Origin of the sequence: Bradyrhizobium jicamae (assembly GCF_018130695.1) — a bacterium.
GTDB classification, from domain to species: domain Bacteria; phylum Pseudomonadota; class Alphaproteobacteria; order Rhizobiales; family Xanthobacteraceae; genus Bradyrhizobium; species Bradyrhizobium jicamae_B.
This window is the reverse complement of the sequence record NZ_JAFCJX010000036.1, coordinates 62805-79058: the sequence shown is the minus strand read 5'-3', so window position 1 is coordinate 79058 and position 16254 is coordinate 62805. Positions and strand designations below refer to the sequence as shown.

The following is a 16254-nucleotide window of genomic DNA, read 5'->3' as shown; positions in this document are numbered from 1 at the left end:
CGAAAATATTCGCGGATGACCTCTGGTGGTAACCTTGATGCGGGCGGTTTTCACGCGACGGGACCCCGACCGCGCCGTGCCTGCGTCCAATGTGACATGGGCGTGATGTCATAACGCCGCGGCCGGCGTCGACCGCGTGTGATGCCCAACAGGCATGCCCCCGTCAAACAAAGCATTTCCGGCATCGGCGCTCACCGCGTAACACGCTCAGGCTGCATCATTATTTTGCTTGATCTGGCCACGCCCTTGAACACACTGGGGATCGGTCACATCTGTGACGTCCGCCTGTGGCACCCGGCACGCATCGTTGATCGATGCGACCTGCCGGTTCGAAGTCTTTGGGGAGACGGAATTGATAGCGGCTGACACATTGGTGCGTCCCGACGGGACCGGCACCACGCGCTCATTGAACTATCGTCTGACACCGCTCGTGCTGCTCGCCGCGTTCGCGCTCGCGGGCTGCGAGGAGAAGGCGCAACAGGCCGCAGCACCACCGCCGGCACCGGTTACCGTCGCGCAGCCGGTCAAGCGCACCGTCACCGACTGGGATGAATTCACCGGCCGCTTCGAAGCCGCCGAGGAGGTGCAGGTGCGCCCGCGGGTCGGCGGCTTCGTCACCTCGGTCGAATTCCAGGACGGCGCGATCGTGCACCAGGGCGATCTGCTTTATGTGATCGACTCGCGTCCGTTCGAGGCCGCGGCCGAGCAGGCCGAGGGCCAACTGTCGGACGCGCGCGCCAAGGTGGAACTGGCCAAGCGCGAGCTCGACCGCGGGCTGAACCTGGTCCAGACCAATGCGGTCTCCGAACAGGTGGTCGACCAGCGCCGGCAGGCGTTGCAGGCCGCGCACGCCGCCGAGATGCAAGCCGAGGGCGCGCTGAAGGCCGCGCGGCTCAATATCGAGTTCACCCATGTTGTGGCGCCGCTCACCGGCCGCGTCAGCCGCCACCTCGTCAGCCCCGGCAATCTGGTGCAGGGCAGCGACACCGGCACCTCGACGCTTCTCACCTCGATCGTGACGCTCGATCCGATCTACGTCTATTTCGACATGGATGAGGCGACCTTCATCAAATACAGCAAGCTGTGGTTCGAAGGGAAACGCCCGAGCTCGCGCGATACCGCCAACCCCGTGCAGGTGACGTTGGCCGGCGAGACCAAGCCGTCGCATGACGGCACCATCAACTTCCTCGACAACCGCCTCGACGTCTCCACCGCCACGCTGCGCAGCCGCGCGGTGATCAAGAACACCGACCTTTCCATCCTGCCCGGCCAGTTCGGCCGCGTGAGGCTGATCGGCAGCGCGCCCTACGAGGCGCTGCTGATTCCGGATGCCGCTGTTGCCACCGACCAGTCCCGCAAGATCGTGTTCGTGGTCAAGGGCGACGACACCGTCGAGGCGCGGGAGGTGAAGCTCGGGCCGCTCGATGAAGGTCTGCGCATCATCCGCGAGGGCCTCAAGGCCGACGACCGCGTGATCGTCGACGGCATCCAGCGCGCCCGCGTCGGCGCCAAGGTGTCCCCGCAGATGGCCAAGGAGACGACCAAGGCAGCGCCGGCGGCAGGTGCCAAATGAATCTCGGCAGGCTTTCCATCAACCAGCCCATCCTGGCGATGGTGCTGTCGATCGTGCTGCTGATTGTCGGCGCGATCGCTTACCAGACGCTGCCGGTCTCCGAATATCCGCAAGTGGTGCCGCCGACCGTCGTCGTCACCACGCAATATCCGGGCGCCTCGGCGCAGACCGTGTCCGACACCGTTGCCGCGCCGATCGAGCAGGAGATCAACGGCGTCGAGGACATGCTGTATCTCTACAGCCAGGCGACCTCGAACGGCCAGCTCACCATCACCGTCACCTTCAAGCTCGGCACCGACCTGGATAAGGCCCAGGTGCTGGTGCAGAACCGCGTCGCGATCGCGCAGCCGCGTTTGCCGGAGGAAGTCCAGCGCAACGGCGTCACCACGCGCAAGAACTCGCCCGACATCCTGATGGTCGTGTTCATGCTGTCGCCCGACGACACCTTCGACCAGCTCTACATCTCCAACTACGCGCTGCTGCAGGTTCGCGACCAGCTGCTGCGGCTCGACGGCGTCGGCGACATCCAGATGTTCGGCGCGCGCGATTATTCGATGCGGCTGTGGCTCGATCCCGACAAGATCTCCAATCTCGGCCTGACCTCGGCCGAGGTTCTGGCTGCGATCCGCGCCCAGAACCTGCAGATCGCCGGCGGCCAGATCGCCGAGCCGCCGATCGCCGACCGCGCCTTCCAGCCCAACCTCGTCTTCACCGGACGATTGAAGGATCCCGCGCAGTTCGAGAACATCGTGGTGAAGGCCGGCTCCGACGGGCGTGTGGTGCGCCTGCGCGACATTGCCCGCGTCGAGCTCGGTGCGCTCTCCTACAGCACCAACAGCTTCCTGCTGCGCAAATCAGCCGTCGCCCTGCTGGTGACGCAGCGGCCGGGGTCGAATGCGCTCGCCACTGAAAAGAGCATCACCGACACGATGGTGCGGCTGAAGGCGAGCTTCCCCAAGGGGCTCGACTACAATATCGGCTACAACCCGACCGAGTTCATCGCACAGTCCGTCCATGAGCTGATCAAGACCATCTACGAGGCGATGGCGCTGGTCGTGATCGTGGTGCTGGTGTTCCTGCAGGGCTGGCGTCCCGCGATCATTCCGATCATCGCCATTCCGGTGTCGCTGGTCGGCACCTTCGCCGTGATGGCCGCGCTCGGCTTCTCCATCAACAACCTCACCTTGTTCGGGCTCGTGCTTGCGGTCGGCATCGTCGTGGACGACGCCATCGTGGTGGTCGAGAATGTCGAGCGGCATCTCGAGCACGGCATGAGCCGAAAGGATGCCGCGCTGAAGACCATGGAGGAGGTCGGCGGCGCGCTGGTCTCGATCGCGCTGGTGCTGTGCGCCGTGTTCGTGCCGACCGCGTTCCTCGGCGGCATTTCCGGCCAGTTCTTCCAGCAATTCGCGGTGACCATTGCCGTGGCCACCGCGATCTCCTGCTTCTGCTCGCTGACTCTGTCGCCGGCGCTGGCCTCGCAGATCCTGGTGCCGCATGAAGAGAAGCGGCCGCCGGCAAGCTGGAATATCATCGCCCGCGGTTGGGACGCGTTCACCGGTGTGTTCAACCGCATCTTCGATCGGCTCGCGCACGGCTATGCGCGGGCGGCCGATTTCGTGATCCACCACACCGTGGTGATGCTGCTGATCTATGTGGCGCTGATCGGCAGCGCCGGCTGGCTGCTGGCGACGACGTCGCAGGGCTTCATCCCGGCGCAGGACCGCGGCTACGTCATCATCTCCGCGCAACTGCCCGGCGCCGCCTCGCTGGCGCGCACCACCGAGGTGGTGCGCGAGATCGAACGCATCGCGCTGGACACGCCGGGGATCATCAAGGTCGCGGCGTTCGCCGGCTTCTCCGGCGCCACCCGGACCCAGGCCGGCAATGCGGCGGCGCTGTTCCCGGTGTTCGATGAGCCGGAGGCGCGGCTGAAGAAGGGGCTGACGGCGACTGCGATCACCAACGAACTGCGCAAGCGGCTGTCGGCGATCCAGGGCGCCTTCATTATTGTCATTCCGCCACCCGCGGTGCCCGGCATCGGCACCGGGGGCGGCTTCACCATCCGCATCCAGGACAGGCAGGGCCGCGGGCCGGAGTTTCTGGCCTCCGCGACCGATGAACTGGTCGCGGCCGCTCGCAAATCGCCCTCGCTTCTCGCTCCCACGGTGTTTTCGCCTTTCTCGGCGAACACGCCGCAAATGTTCGTCGATATCGATCGCGTCAAGGCGCAGAAGCTCGGCGTGCCCATCGCTGGCATCAACGACACCATCCAGACCTATTTCGGCTCGACCTACGTCAACGACTTCAACCTGTTCGGACGCACCTATCACGTCACCGCGCAGGCCGATCTGCCGTTCCGAAAAGAAACGTCCGATCTCTCGCGGCTGCGCACCCGCAACGCGGCGGGCGACATGGTGATGCTCGGCAGCGTGGTCGATTTCCGCGACATCTCCGGGCCCGACCGCGTCGCGCGCTACAATCTCTATGCGGCGTCCGAGCTGCAGGGCGAGCCGATGCCGGGGACGAGCTCGCAGACCGCGCTCAACGCCATCAAGCAGCTTGCGGATACGACATTGCCGAGCGGCTTCACCTTCGAATGGACCGACCTGTCCTATCAGCAGGTCACCGGCGGCAGTGCCGGCCTCTACGTGTTCCCGATCTGCGTGCTGTTCGTCTATCTCGTGCTCGCCGCGCAATATGGCAGCTGGACCTTGCCGTTCGCGGTGATCCTGATCGTGCCGATGTGCTTGCTCGCCGCCACCATCGGGGTGCGGCTGATGGGGCAGGACGTCAACATCCTCACCCAGATCGGCTTTGTCGTGCTGGTGGGACTGGCGGCGAAGAACGCGATCCTGATCGTCGAGTTCGCGCGCGACATCGAGCTCGAAGGCAAGTCGCGGCTGGACGCGGTGATCGAAGCCTGCCGGCTGCGCTTGCGGCCGATCCTGATGACGTCGTTCGCCTTCATCCTCGGCGTGCTGCCGCTGGTGGTATCATCAGGCTCGGGATCGGAGATGCGTCAGGCCGTCGGCGTCGCCGTGTTCTTCGGCATGCTCGGCGTCACACTGTTCGGCCTGATCTTCACGCCGATCTTCTACATGGTGGTACGCAATTTGGCCGAGGGGAAGAACCCCGGGAAGCCGGCCGCCACGACGCCTGCTGCGACCTGAGCGCGCAGACCCACCAACTCACCACGGTGTCGTCCCGGCGAAGGCCGGGATCCATAACCCCGAATGGTAATTGTTGAAGCAAGCTGGGGCCGCAGGTGTGTCGATTTTCGAATGCGATGGTTATGGGTCCCGGCCTTCGCCGGGACGACGAATTTGGGTTTGGCTCCGATCCGACAATACTTTTGGCCTACGCGAAAGAGATGGGCAGCCGCGGGGTTCTAAAATAATGTTGCGCGGATTTTTCCGGATAGAAACTGCTGGGAGAGATAAATGAAATCTGGATTTTTGGCCGCAGCCGCGGCGTGCAGCCTGCTGCTTGCGATGCCTGCCTCGGCGCAGGGCGTGAAGATCGGCATCCTCAACGACCAGTCCGGCGTCTATGCCGACTATGGCGGCAAATATTCGCTCGAAGCCGCACGCATGGCGGTCGAGGATTTCGGCGGCGAGGTGCTCGGCCAGAAGATCGAGATCGTCACCGCCGACCACCAGAACAAGCCCGATCTCGCCACCGCGATCGCGCGGCGCTGGTATGAGGTCGAGAATGTCGACATGATCACCGAGCTGACGACCTCCTCGGTCGCGCTCGCGGTGCAGGAGCTGTCGAAGGAAAAGAAGAAGATCGACATCGTGGTCGGCGCCGCGACCTCGCGCATCACCGGGGATGCCTGCACGCCCTACAGCTTCCACTGGGCCTACGACACCCGCGCGCTCGCGGTCGGAACCGGCGGCGCGCTGGTGAAGGCCGGCGGCGACACCTGGTTCTTCCTCACCGCCGATTACGCCTTCGGCTACGCGCTGGAAAAGGACACCTCCGACATCGTCAACGCCAATGGCGGCAAGGTGGTCGGCTCGGTCCGCGTGCCCTTGAACTCGTCGGACTTCTCGTCGTTCCTGCTGCAGGCGCAGAGCTCGAAGGCGAAGATCATCGGCCTCGCCAATGCCGGCCTCGACACCACCAACTCGATCAAGCAGGCCGCCGAATTCGGCATCGTCCGCGGCGGCCAGAAGCTCGCAGGCCTTCTGATGACGCTGTCGGAAGTGCATGGCCTCGGGCTTGAGGCAGCCCAGGGCCTCGTGCTCACCGAAGGCTTCTACTGGGATCATGACGACGCCTCGCGCGCCTTCAGCGAGCGCTTCTTCAAGCGCACCAGCCGGATGCCGAGCATGATCCACGCCGGCACCTATTCGGCGACGCTGAGCTATCTGAAGGCGGTCAAGGCCGCCGGCAGCAAGGACAGCGAGGCCGTGGCCAAGAAGCTGAAGGAACTGCCGGTCGACGACGCCTTCGCCAAGGGCAAGGTCCTGGAGAACGGCCGCATGGTGCACGACCTCTATCTGTTCGAGGTCAAGAAGCCCTCGGAATCGAAGAAGCCGTGGGACTACTACAAGCAGCTCGCCGTCGTGCCCGGCGACAAGGCCTTCTTCACCGCCAAGGAAAGCGGCTGCCCGCTGACGAAGTAGAAGGGATAGTTGCTCTCGTGTCCCGGACGCGGTGCAGCGTGCAACGCTGCTCCGCAGAGCCGGGACCTAGAGACAGTGTGGGCCCCGGATCAGCAGCGCACCGCTGCGCGCTGCGCAGCATCCGGGGAACGCGGCCCTTCACGGATGCACCAACCGCCACACCGCCGCCCCCAGCGCGCCGACCCACAGCACGACACACACCAGCGCCTGGATTGCAAATCCCGGGCTGCGCTTCGCCACTGCCTGGCGATAGCCGAGGAAATAGACGATGCGCCCGATGATCCAGATCACACCGAGGATCGCGGCTGCTGCATCACCGACATAGATCGCGAACAGCCACAGCGACGGCAGGAAGATCGGCAGCCATTCCAGCGTGTTCATCTGGATGCGGAACACGCGCTCGAAATCCGGATGCCCCGAGATCGCCGGCAGCTTGACGCCATAGGCCGCGCGCGCCCGCGCCACCTGCAACGCGGTGAAGAAATAGAAGGCGACGGCAAGGCAGGTGACGATAGCCGTATAGTGGTACATCGCTGGCAATTCCTCATTGGTCCCAACGTCATGACGCAGCGGCTGCGGCCGGTGTGACATCACGGTGGATTTTTTAGCGGCGTCTAATAGCCGGTCATTTCGAGATAGCCGATCCCGGCGTGGCTGCCGGCAAAGCGGACCGGGCCTTCCCAGTAGGGAAAGCTGGTGCCCATCCAGGCCTTCGCGTTGAGCGGCGTGGTCTCGATGTCGAGCTTGTGCGCCGGCAGCTTGACACGCCAGGAGGTCGGCAGCTTGCGGCCGTCGATCTCGGTCGTGGCTGTCGGTGTGATGCTGTTGTCGGAAGCGGCGATTTCACGTGAGGCACCGTCCGGCGTGATCCAGTTGCCGAACAGATTTTCGCGGCCGTCCTTCTGGCGGAGGCGATAGAGCATCAGCTTCTCATCGCCGGGCAGATGCAGCGAGAACCAGTCCCAGCCGGTCTGGTCTGATGCCAGCGGCTGGCTGCTCCATTCGCGGTCCATCCAGGCTTGCCCGGTCACCTCGATCGGTCTGTCATCGATGACGATGCGGCCGCTCAATGTGAAGTAGGGCTGGCTGTAATAATACGACGCCTGTCCGCGATCGGATTTGCGGCTGTAGCCGCGATCGCCCTGCAGCACCAGCGGATGCGCGGCGGCGAGGCGGAACGCGTAGCTGAAATCGGCGGCGGATGCTTTCAGTTCGACCGGTGCAACCTTGTCGGCATCGAAGCCGTCGCGCCCGCGCATCTCCCAGGCGTCGATCCAGGCCTGGAACGGCGTCGCCTCGACATTGGCTTGCCCCACGCCGCCGCGTGCAAGGGCTTGGCCGACGCGATGCGTCGTGGCGCTGGTGACCGCGGCATGGCCCATCCAGACCTGCTGGTTGGCCCAGCCCTCGACCGGCGCGCCCGCCTTCATCGCCTGGCGGAACAGCGTCCACTGCGCGCCATAGGCCGCACCGCTCGCGTCGACGAGATTCGCCGTGACGTACCACCACTCGATGCGAAACTCCGGATGCGGACCATGATCGGCAGGAAAGCTGAATGGCCTGCCGGGCGTCACGGCGGCGAATCCATCCGCGGTCTCGCCGAGTCCTGCAAAGCCCTGCGCGAATGCGCGATTGCTGGCGCCGAGCGCGAGCGCACCGCTGGCGAACGCACGGCGCGTGATCGGGCCTCTGTGTCTAGACGCGTTTTCTTCACGCGAACCGGTACCCACTTCGCTTGAAAACGCTTTACCGCTCATTGACAAAAATCCGGATCAGGCTCGCGGGCTGCATGCGCGCCAGTCTAGCGACCGGCAGCGCCGCCGCACAGAGTGCCGCGGCCAAGGCAATGCCGAGCAACTGGATGAGCTGCAGCGGGAACACGTGGAACGGCAGCCGCCAGCCGAACGCCTTGACGTTGACGATCGCAAGCAGGCACCATGCGACCAGCAGGCCGAGCGGCAGCGCGAACAGTGCGGTGATCAACGCGACCGACAGCGTCTTCAACAGCTCGATCACGGCCAGCCGTCGCCGCGTCAGGCCGATCGCCCACAGCGGCGCGAGCTGCGGCAGCCGTGAATTCGCCAGCGTCAGCAGGCTCGTCAGCAGCGCGATGCCGGCGACGCCGAGCGTAAAGGCGTTCAGCGCCGCGGTCACCGAGAAGGTGCGGTTGAAGATCCGCCGCGAGTCTGCCTTCATCGTCGCCTGGTCGGCGACGCTGCGGTCATCGAGGCCGAACTTGTCCTGCAGCGCCGCGATCAGCGGCGGGATTTTCTCCGGCGCGACGCGCAGGCCCATCCGCGTCAGCGGCGTTTGCGGGAAGCGCCGTGTCAGCGCCGCGAAATTGACCGCGATCTGGCCCTTGGGATTGCCGTAATCGGCATAAATGCCGACGATCTCGAGCGGCCAGTTGCCGCCGGGCGCGGGCACCTCGATCCTGTCGCCGATTCCGAGCTTCATCCGCCGCGACAATTGCTCGCTGATCAGCGCGGTGTCGCCCGGCCGCAGCCGAACCCAGGCATTTTGTGTTTGTTCAAGCAACGGCCAGTGGTCGCGATAGGTGGCGTGATCGGGCAGGCCGAGCACCTCGATCGGCACGCCGCCGAATTGCGTGTCGGCGCGGCCGCCGGGCAGGATCGCATCGACCTCGGGGCGGTCCTTCAGCCACGCCTTGATTGCGGTCGCCTGGGTGTCGCTGGTCGCGTTGATATAGACATCCGAGGCAAGCCGGCCGTCGAGCCAGACCAGGAAGGTGCGGTTGAAACTTTCCACCATGGTGCTGACGCCGACATTGACCGCAAGCGCCAGCAGCAGCGCCATCAGCGCCAGCGAGAGTCCAGAGAGTTGTTGCCGGCTGTCGGCCCAGAACCACAGGCTGACCGGTTGCCGCGCACGGCGCTCGCCGAAGCCGAGCACGAGTTCCAGCAGCATCGGCAGGATCAGCGCCGCGCCGAGCATCAGCGCGGCGAGCACGGCAAAGCCCGCGAGCAGGGAATCGCCCAACCAGATCAGGCCGCCTGCGATCGCGAAGACCGCCAGCGCCGCCGCGCTCTGCAGCACCAGCCAGCGCCGCTGCGCTTGCTGCCAGGCCTGCGGCTGCGCCGAGACCAGCACCGGCATGCGGATCGCCTTGGTCAGGCTCGCAGCCGCGGCCGCCAGCGCGCCAAGAATGCTGATGGCGACGCCGGCGAGCCACCACTCGCCCTTCAGCGTCAGCTGCCCCGGGATCTGCGCGCCATAGAGCCCGCGCAGCGACGCTGCCACGTCGGGCAGCAGCGCGGCTGCGATGAAATAACCGCAGACGAGGCCGATCAGGCCGGCGACGAAAGCGAGCGATACCAGCTCCAGCACCAGCACGGTGTTGAGCATCCGCGCCGAGACGCCGCAAGCGCGCAAGGTGCGCAGCATCGGCAGCCGCTGCTCGAAGGCGAGACCGATCGCGGAATTGACGATGAACAGGCCGACGAAGAACGACAGCAGGCCGAAGGCCGTGAGGTTGAGATGAAAACTGTCGGTCAGGCGTTCGAGATCGCTCTCCGCGTCAGGCGCGACCAGGCGCAGCGTGTCGCCGGCGACGCTCTGCAATGTCGCGTGCGGCGCCCTGGATTTGCCGACCAGCAGCCGCGACACCTGACCCGGCATTCTCAAAATCGTCTGCGCGATGCCGATATCGACAACCAGCACACCGGGCACCAGCTGCTGCTGCGCACGCAGCGGCGGCAGTGTCGTGCCATTGGCCTGCGGCGTCGCGCCCTCGGTGAGCCCGAGATCGCGCAGCGTCTCCGGTGCCACCAGCATCGTGCCGGGCGGGGTGACGAAGGACTGCAAATCGCCGCGGCCGATTGCCGGTGCGCTGCCGACTTCTCCCGGCAATGTCACGGGTTCGATGCCGAGCAGGCGGAACGAGCGGCCGCCGATCTGCACGCGTCCTTCCATCACAGGCGACACCGGCCAGCCAGCGCGGCGCAGGTCGACGAACAGCTTTTGCGGGATCGTGGCGCTGTCCTTGCCCACCAGCATCGCGGTGCGCGCGCCGCCGAACGTCGCCGCCGCGCGGTCATAGGCATTGCGCGCCTGCTGGTTCAGCGCCTGCACGCCGCTCCATAATGCGGTCGCCGAGATCAGGCCGATCAGCAAGGTCGCAAGTTGCATCGGATGCCGCCGCCAGTGGCTCAGGAGCACGGCGAGGATCCAGAGCGCGCGGCTCATGCGACGCGCCCCGCATGAAGCGTCACCTGGCGGTCCAATGTCGCGGCCAGCCGAGCGCTATGGGTGACCATCAGGAAGCCGCAGCCGGTCCGCGCCACGAGGTCGCGCGCCAGCTGCAGCACGTCGTCGGCAGTGTCCTCGTCGAGATTGCCGGTCGGCTCGTCCGCGAGCAGCAGCAGCGGTTTCGGCGCCAGCGCCCGGCCGATCGCGACGCGCTGCTGCTGGCCGCCCGACAGTTGCTCGGGATAGCGCTTCAGAAACGCGCCGAGGCCGAGCCGCTCGACCAGCTCGTCATGCCAGGCTGCATCGTGCCGTCCCGCAATGCGCGATTGAAAGGCGAGATTGTCGGCGACCGAAAGGCTCGGGATCAGGTTGAACTGCTGGAAGACGAGGCCGAGCCGGTCGCGGCGCAATTCCGCGCGGCCGGCATCGCCGAGATCGGAGAGGCGCGTCTCGCCGAGCCTGATCTCGCCGCCGTCGGCGGCGTCGAGGCCGGCGATCAAATGCAGCAGCGTGCTCTTGCCGCTGCCTGATTCGCCCGTCAGCGCCACGCTCTCGCCGCGCGCCACCGCAAGGTTGACCCCGCGCAGCACCGCCACCTCCTCGCCGGCCGCGCGGTAGCTCTTTGTCAGCCTGGTGACGCTGAGAATGGGAGGGTTTTCGCTTGCCATGCCTTGTCGATGCCATGGCGGGCCTTCTACGTCAAAATCGGCGGTTGCCATGGTCAGGAACCCGTGCGTAGCATCGCCTTCGGATCGGCCGGCAGAGCCGCGCAGCGACGATGGGGAGAACTGGATTTATGTCCGCGCAAGCGACTCCAAAGGGCGCCTGGAAGATCACCTTCCTGCTATTCCTGTTCATGCTGGTGAATTTTGCCGACAAGATCGTGGTCGGGCTCGCCGGTGTTCCGATCAAGGCCGAGCTCGGCATGACGCAGGCACAGTTCGGCGATCTCGGCTCGTCGTTCTTCTATCTGTTCTCGATCACGGCGATCGTGGTCGGCTTCATCATCAATCGCGTCCCGACCCGTTGGGTGCTGCTGGTGCTGGCGGTGATCTGGGCGGTGGCGCAATTCCCGATGGTCGGCACCGTCGGCCTCACCACCCTGATGATCTGCCGCATCATCCTCGGTGCCGGCGAGGGGCCGGCTGCCTCGGTCGCGGCGCATGCGATCTTCAAATGGTTCCCCGACGAGAAGCGCACCTTGCCGATCGCGATCCTGTCGCAGGGCTCGGCGTTCGGCGTGATTCTGGCGGTGCCCGCCCTGAACTGGGTGATCGTCAATTACAGCTGGCATTATGCGTTCGGCGCGCTCGGCGTCGTCGGACTGATCTGGGTGGTGGCCTGGCTGTTTCTCGGCGAGGAGGGCCCGCTGGTGCAGACCGCCGCAGCGGCGGCAAACGAGCCGCGGATCTCCTATTTCCGGCTGCTGACCTCGCGCACCTTTGTCGGCTGTGTCGTCGCCACCTTCGGCGCCTATTGGGCGCTGTCGCTCGGGCTGACCTGGTTCACCTCCTTCATCATCGAGGCACTCGGCTACTCGCAACAACAGGCCGGCTTCATTTCAATCCTGCCCTGGGTGTTCGGCGCCACCATCGTGATCCTGACCGGCTGGATCTCGCAGGTCATGCTGACGCGCGGCTTCACCACCCGCGGCGCGCGCGGCGTGCTCGGCGCAGCACCGCTGGTCGTCGGCGGCTGCATCCTGGCGATGCTGCCCTATGTCCCGCTCGGCCCGCTGACGATCGCGATGCTGGTGGTGGGAAGCGGCCTCTGTGGCTCGATCTATGTGGTCTGCGCACCGATGATCGGCGAGTTCACGCCGGTGTCGCAGCGCGGCGCCGTGATCTCGATCTACGGCGCGATCTACACGCTGGCGGGCGTCGTGGCGCCAACGGTGATGGGCCGCGTCATCGAAGGCGCCGCCAAGCCGCTCGATGGCTACACGACCGGCTTCACCATCAACGCCGCGATCCTGATCGCCTCGGGCGTGCTCGGCCTGTTGCTGCTCTGGCCGAACACCGAGCGCGCGCGGTTGATCGGTGCGACGCAAGACCAGGGCGCGCTGAAGGGCGCGGTGTCGCCGACGTAGCTACAAATTTGTAGGGTGGGCAAAGCGACTTGTCCGCCGTAGCTCGAAGAGCGAAGGCGGAAGCGTGCCCACCGTCGCGAGCACGACATGGACGGTGGGCACGGCGCAAGTGCGCCTTTGCCCACCCTACGCGATCTTCTGCGCAGCGCGGCCTTGCCGGGCTGTAAGCTGTCATGTGAGTTGATGTCGGTGAGGTCGCCCGGATCGCGCAACGGGAAGGGCAGGGCTTCCGCCGCCGCGGAAGGGATGCCTTGGTCGCGAACCCCTTTTGGAGGTTCGTTACTCAACAAAAGCTTCCTGCCTTTCACATGCCGTAGAAAATCTTGATTTCCCACAACATGACGACGATCGCCGATATCAACGTGGCTACCGTCAACGCACATTCCAAGGAAGCGACTCTCATTCTACTCTCCGCTTCCCAGCCCCGTTAGCCATCTAGGTGATTCGCTGATTCCTCAACAATCATACGCGCAGCAGATTTGAACACTGCGTCGCCATCTGTGGTTCGCGGGCCACACCATTTCCGTAATATCCCGGGATTCCCAGCCGCCTCGACCGGCGAGGGTCCTGAAAATAGGACGCAATCCGGCCTTTGCCTTTCGCCCGGGGCGTCAGTGCAGTCCCTGCGCGCCGCGCACCAGCTGGCCCGGCCGCGCACCCGTCGCCTTGCCGCCGCGTTGCGTCACCAGGCCAGAGACGATCGTCGCGTCGTAGCCGTCGACCTGCTGCAGCAGGCGGCGGCCGCCGACCGGCAGGTCGTAATGCACCTTCGGCGGATGCAAATGCAGGCGGTCGTAGTCGATCACGTTGACGTCGGCCTTGAAGCCGGGCGCGATCACGCCGCGGTCGTAGAGGCCGACGGACAGCGCGGTCTTGCGCGACTGCGCCGCCACCACGAACGGGATCGAGAGTTTTTCGCCGCGGCTGCGGTCGCGGGTCCAGTGCGTCAAGAGATAGGTCGGGAAGCTGGCGTCGCAGATGATGCCGCAATGCGCGCCGCCGTCGGACAGGCCAGGCACCGCGTTGGGATCGCGCAGCATCTCACGCGTCGCATCGAGATTGCCCTCGGAGTAATTGAGGAACGGCACGTAGAGCATGCCGCGGCCCTCATCGGTCAGCATCGCCTCATAGGCGAGCTCTTCCGGCTGCCGGCCCTGCCGCCGCGCCTGGGCGCCGAGCGTGTTCTCCGGCGGCTGCTCATAATCGGGCGGATTGCCGAGCAGATACATCTTGTCGTAGTTCGGCCGGAAGAACAGCGGATCGTCGGTCGCCGTCGCGTTCTCCTTCAGGATCGCGGCGCGCATCTCGGCCTGGCGCAGCCGCGCTACGCGCTCGGCCAGCGGCAGATGCGCGATCGCCTTGTAGCTTGGATGGGTCTGGAACGGATTGCGCGACAGCTCGAGCCCGAGCATCAGCCCGACCGGGCGCGCGGCGATCTGGGCTGTGATCGACAGCCCGCGCTTCGACGCATCGCCGATCATATCGAGCGTCTTCCGCCAGCGCTGCGGCTCCTTGTCGTTCTGGGTGATCGAGAACGACACCGGGATATTCGTGTTCTCGGCGACCCGCAGCAGCATCGGCAGGTCTTCATTGATGGTCGAGAGGTCGAGCACGAATTGCAGCACGCTGCGGCCGGCACCATGCATCGCGCCTGCGATCGCGGTCAGTTCGTCCTCGCCGGCCTTCAAGGTCGGCGTGAAATCACCGGTCGAGGTGCGGTGATTGAGGGTTCGCGAGGTCGAGAAGCCGAGCGCGCCTGATCGCACCGCGTCGCGCGCAAGCGCCGCCATCGCGCGATTGTCCTCGTCGGTCGAGGGATCGCGGCGCGCGCCGCGCTCGCCCATCACGTAAACGCGTAGCGCCGCATGCGGCAGCTGTGCGCCGATATCCATGTCGAAATTGCGTTTCGACAGCCACTCCATGTAGTCGGGGAAGCTTTCCCATTCCCAGGGAATGCCGGCGCTGAGCACCGGCTCCGGAATATCCTCGACACCTTCCATCAGCTGGATCAGGCGGACGTGATCGCTCGGCCGGCACGGCGCAAAGCCGACGCCGCAATTGCCCATGATCGCCGTGGTGACGCCGTTCTGCGAGGACGGCGTGATGTCGTGGCTCCAGGTCACCTGGCCGTCATAATGGGTATGGACGTCGACGAAGCCCGGCGTGACCAGCTTGCCGCGCGCGTCGATCTCTTCCTTGCCTGTGCCTGCGACCTTGCCGACCTCGGTGATCTTGCCGCCTGATATGGCGACATCGGCCTCATAGAGATCGCCGCCCTTGCCGTCGGCAAGAGTGCCGCCGCGGATCACGAGGTCAGGGGAACTCATGGCGTGTCATCCCGGATTGGTTTTGTTAAGCGGCATCATGGGATTGACCCTGATGCTGTCAACCGCCGGGGGCGAGGTTCAGCTATGCCGTGTTTCGCCTGAAGAGACGTTAGGTCGCTTCGACCGGCTTGCGCTCGGTGACCAGCGCCAGCAGCACGGTCATCACCATGAACACCACGGAGGCGCCGAACACCCAGTGCGGCATGTGCTGGTCCATGATCCAGCCGAACAGCAGCGGCGCCAGGATGCCGCTGAAATTGAAGCCGGTGGAGACGATGCCGAAGGCGCGACCGGCCGCGCCGGGAGGGGCCGCGTTGCGCACCAGCATATCGCGCGACGGGGTGATCACGCCGCCGAGGAATCCCGCCGTCGTCATCAGCACCGTGAGCAGCAGCGACGGCAGTGCGACCAGCGCGATCACAAGCATGATGACCGCATTGATGACGAACGCCAGGGCTGCGACCTGGCCATGCCGATGGGTACGATCGGCGAGAAAGCCGCCGGCCAGCACGCCGAGCGCACCGGCGCCGAGGAAGGCGGTCAGCGCGACGTTGGCGGTGGCCATGTCGACGCCATAGCCGCTCATCAGCGCCACGATGCCGAAATTGCTGATGCCGGCATTGGAGAGGCCGAGCAGCATGAAGAAGATCGTCAGCATCATGATCGCGGGCGTCAGGATGCTCTGCTGCGACCCTTCCGCACCGGCCGCCTTGCGCTCGGCGACGTCGGTGTCGGGCAGGCCCATCGCGATCAGCAGCAACGCCACCAGCGGGCCGATCGCGCCGGCCACGATCAGCGCGCCAAGCCCGCCCACCGTCGCCACGAGGGCCAGCATGATTGCGGGCGCCACCGCGCCGCCGAGGAAGCCGGCGAAGGTGTGGACCGAGAACGCCCGGCCCATCCGCGCATTGTCCATATGCGCCGACAGGATCGCATAGTCGGCCGGATGATAGACGCTGTTGGCGAGCCCGAGCACGATGGCGCTGACGATGAGCGCGGGATAGCTCAAGTGCAGGCCGAGCCCGATCAGCGCCAGGCCGCCGACGGCAAGGCCGATCAGCAAGACCTTCCGCGCGCCAAAATGGTCGGTGAGATAGCCGATCGGCGCCTGGGTCAGGCCGGAGACCAGCCCGAACATCGTCAGTGCGAAACCAAGCTCGATATAGCCGACGCCGAGCCGCTCCTTGAGGAACGGAAACAGCATCGGGAACACGAAGATGTAGAAATGGCTGACCCAATGCGCGATCGAAATCCCCGTCAGCGTGCGAAGCGCGCTGTCGGATTTCGCCTGCGGCGGTGCGGCCAGAACGTCGACCATCTCTGGGAAGGGCCCTGTTTCCTCGCAGCCCGGCAGGGCCGATTGAAATTTGGGCCGAAAATACGGCCTGGCGGCTAATTGTCCATGAACGCAGGCGCATGGCT

10 protein-coding genes are annotated in these 16254 nt (G+C 65.5%); 4 read left to right on the top strand and 6 right to left on the bottom strand.

Annotation, left to right across the window (positions count from 1 at the left end):
• The first annotated feature begins 406 nt into the window (after positions 1-406).
• The 3 genes from JQ604_RS35855 to JQ604_RS35845 all read left to right on the top strand — a co-directional run bounded on the left by JQ604_RS35855 (position 407) and on the right by JQ604_RS35845 (position 6207).
• Complete coding sequence (locus JQ604_RS35855) at positions 407-1573, top strand: efflux RND transporter periplasmic adaptor subunit (RefSeq protein ID WP_433996319.1); 1167 nt, start codon at positions 407-409, stop codon at positions 1571-1573.
• Positions 1570-4746: an efflux RND transporter permease subunit gene (locus JQ604_RS35850; RefSeq protein WP_212365446.1), complete on the top strand. Its 3177-nt coding sequence runs from the start codon at positions 1570-1572 to the stop codon at positions 4744-4746. The genes JQ604_RS35855 and JQ604_RS35850 overlap by 4 nt, the downstream gene beginning before the upstream one ends.
• Before the next feature lie 270 nt (positions 4747-5016).
• Entirely contained in the window at positions 5017-6207 is a 1191-nt protein-coding gene (locus JQ604_RS35845; RefSeq protein WP_212365445.1) for an ABC transporter substrate-binding protein, read from the top strand.
• Positions 6208-6345: 138 nt separating this feature from the next.
• On the opposite strand, the gene JQ604_RS35840 is transcribed toward JQ604_RS35845, so the two are convergent.
• The 4 genes from JQ604_RS35840 to JQ604_RS35825 form a co-directional block, all read right to left on the bottom strand.
• Positions 6346-6738, bottom strand: a complete 393-nt coding sequence (locus JQ604_RS35840; RefSeq protein WP_212365444.1) for an MAPEG family protein — start codon at positions 6736-6738, stop codon at positions 6346-6348.
• Positions 6739-6821: 83 nt separating this feature from the next.
• Positions 6822-7964 (bottom strand): lipocalin-like domain-containing protein, encoded by a 1143-nt coding sequence (locus JQ604_RS35835; protein ID WP_212365443.1) that lies wholly within the window; start codon positions 7962-7964, stop codon positions 6822-6824.
• Complete coding sequence (locus JQ604_RS35830; RefSeq protein ID WP_212365442.1) at positions 7954-10413, bottom strand: FtsX-like permease family protein; 2460 nt, start codon at positions 10411-10413, stop codon at positions 7954-7956. Before JQ604_RS35830 ends, JQ604_RS35835 begins: the two co-directional genes overlap by 11 nt.
• Positions 10410-11084, bottom strand: coding sequence for an ABC transporter ATP-binding protein (locus tag JQ604_RS35825; protein WP_249159141.1), 675 nt, complete (start codon positions 11082-11084; stop codon positions 10410-10412). Before JQ604_RS35825 ends, JQ604_RS35830 begins: the two co-directional genes overlap by 4 nt.
• 128 nt (positions 11085-11212) lie before the next feature.
• Here JQ604_RS35825 and JQ604_RS35820 point away from each other — a divergent pair, with 128 nt between their 5' ends.
• Positions 11213-12505 (top strand): MFS transporter, encoded by a 1293-nt coding sequence (locus JQ604_RS35820; RefSeq protein ID WP_249159140.1) that lies wholly within the window; start codon positions 11213-11215, stop codon positions 12503-12505.
• A 611-nt stretch (positions 12506-13116) separates the two neighbouring features.
• On the opposite strand, the gene JQ604_RS35815 is transcribed toward JQ604_RS35820, so the two are convergent.
• Complete coding sequence (locus tag JQ604_RS35815; protein WP_212365440.1) at positions 13117-14832, bottom strand: N-acyl-D-amino-acid deacylase family protein; 1716 nt, start codon at positions 14830-14832, stop codon at positions 13117-13119.
• A gap of 109 nt (positions 14833-14941) precedes the next feature.
• Positions 14942-16150 (bottom strand): MFS transporter, encoded by a 1209-nt coding sequence (locus JQ604_RS35810; protein ID WP_212365439.1) that lies wholly within the window; start codon positions 16148-16150, stop codon positions 14942-14944.
• Between the last annotated feature and the right edge of the window lie 104 nt (positions 16151-16254).

Excerpts from the sequence above, each read along its gene's own strand:
- JQ604_RS35850 (WP_212365446.1), top strand. The coding sequence starts at position 1,570 with ATGAATCTCGGCAGGCTTTCCATCAACCAGCCCATCCTGGCGATGGTG.
- JQ604_RS35845 (WP_212365445.1), top strand. The coding sequence starts at position 5,017 with ATGAAATCTGGATTTTTGGCCGCAGCCGCGGCGTGCAGCCTGCTGCTT.
- JQ604_RS35840 (WP_212365444.1), bottom strand. The coding sequence starts at position 6,738 with ATGTACCACTATACGGCTATCGTCACCTGCCTTGCCGTCGCCTTCTAT.
- JQ604_RS35835 (WP_212365443.1), bottom strand. The coding sequence starts at position 7,964 with ATGAGCGGTAAAGCGTTTTCAAGCGAAGTGGGTACCGGTTCGCGTGAA.
- JQ604_RS35830 (WP_212365442.1), bottom strand. The coding sequence starts at position 10,413 with ATGAGCCGCGCGCTCTGGATCCTCGCCGTGCTCCTGAGCCACTGGCGG.
- JQ604_RS35825 (WP_249159141.1), bottom strand. The coding sequence starts at position 11,084 with ATGGCAAGCGAAAACCCTCCCATTCTCAGCGTCACCAGGCTGACAAAG.
- JQ604_RS35820 (WP_249159140.1), top strand. The coding sequence starts at position 11,213 with ATGTCCGCGCAAGCGACTCCAAAGGGCGCCTGGAAGATCACCTTCCTG.
- JQ604_RS35815 (WP_212365440.1), bottom strand. The coding sequence starts at position 14,832 with ATGAGTTCCCCTGACCTCGTGATCCGCGGCGGCACTCTTGCCGACGGC.
- JQ604_RS35810 (WP_212365439.1), bottom strand. The coding sequence starts at position 16,150 with ATGGTCGACGTTCTGGCCGCACCGCCGCAGGCGAAATCCGACAGCGCG.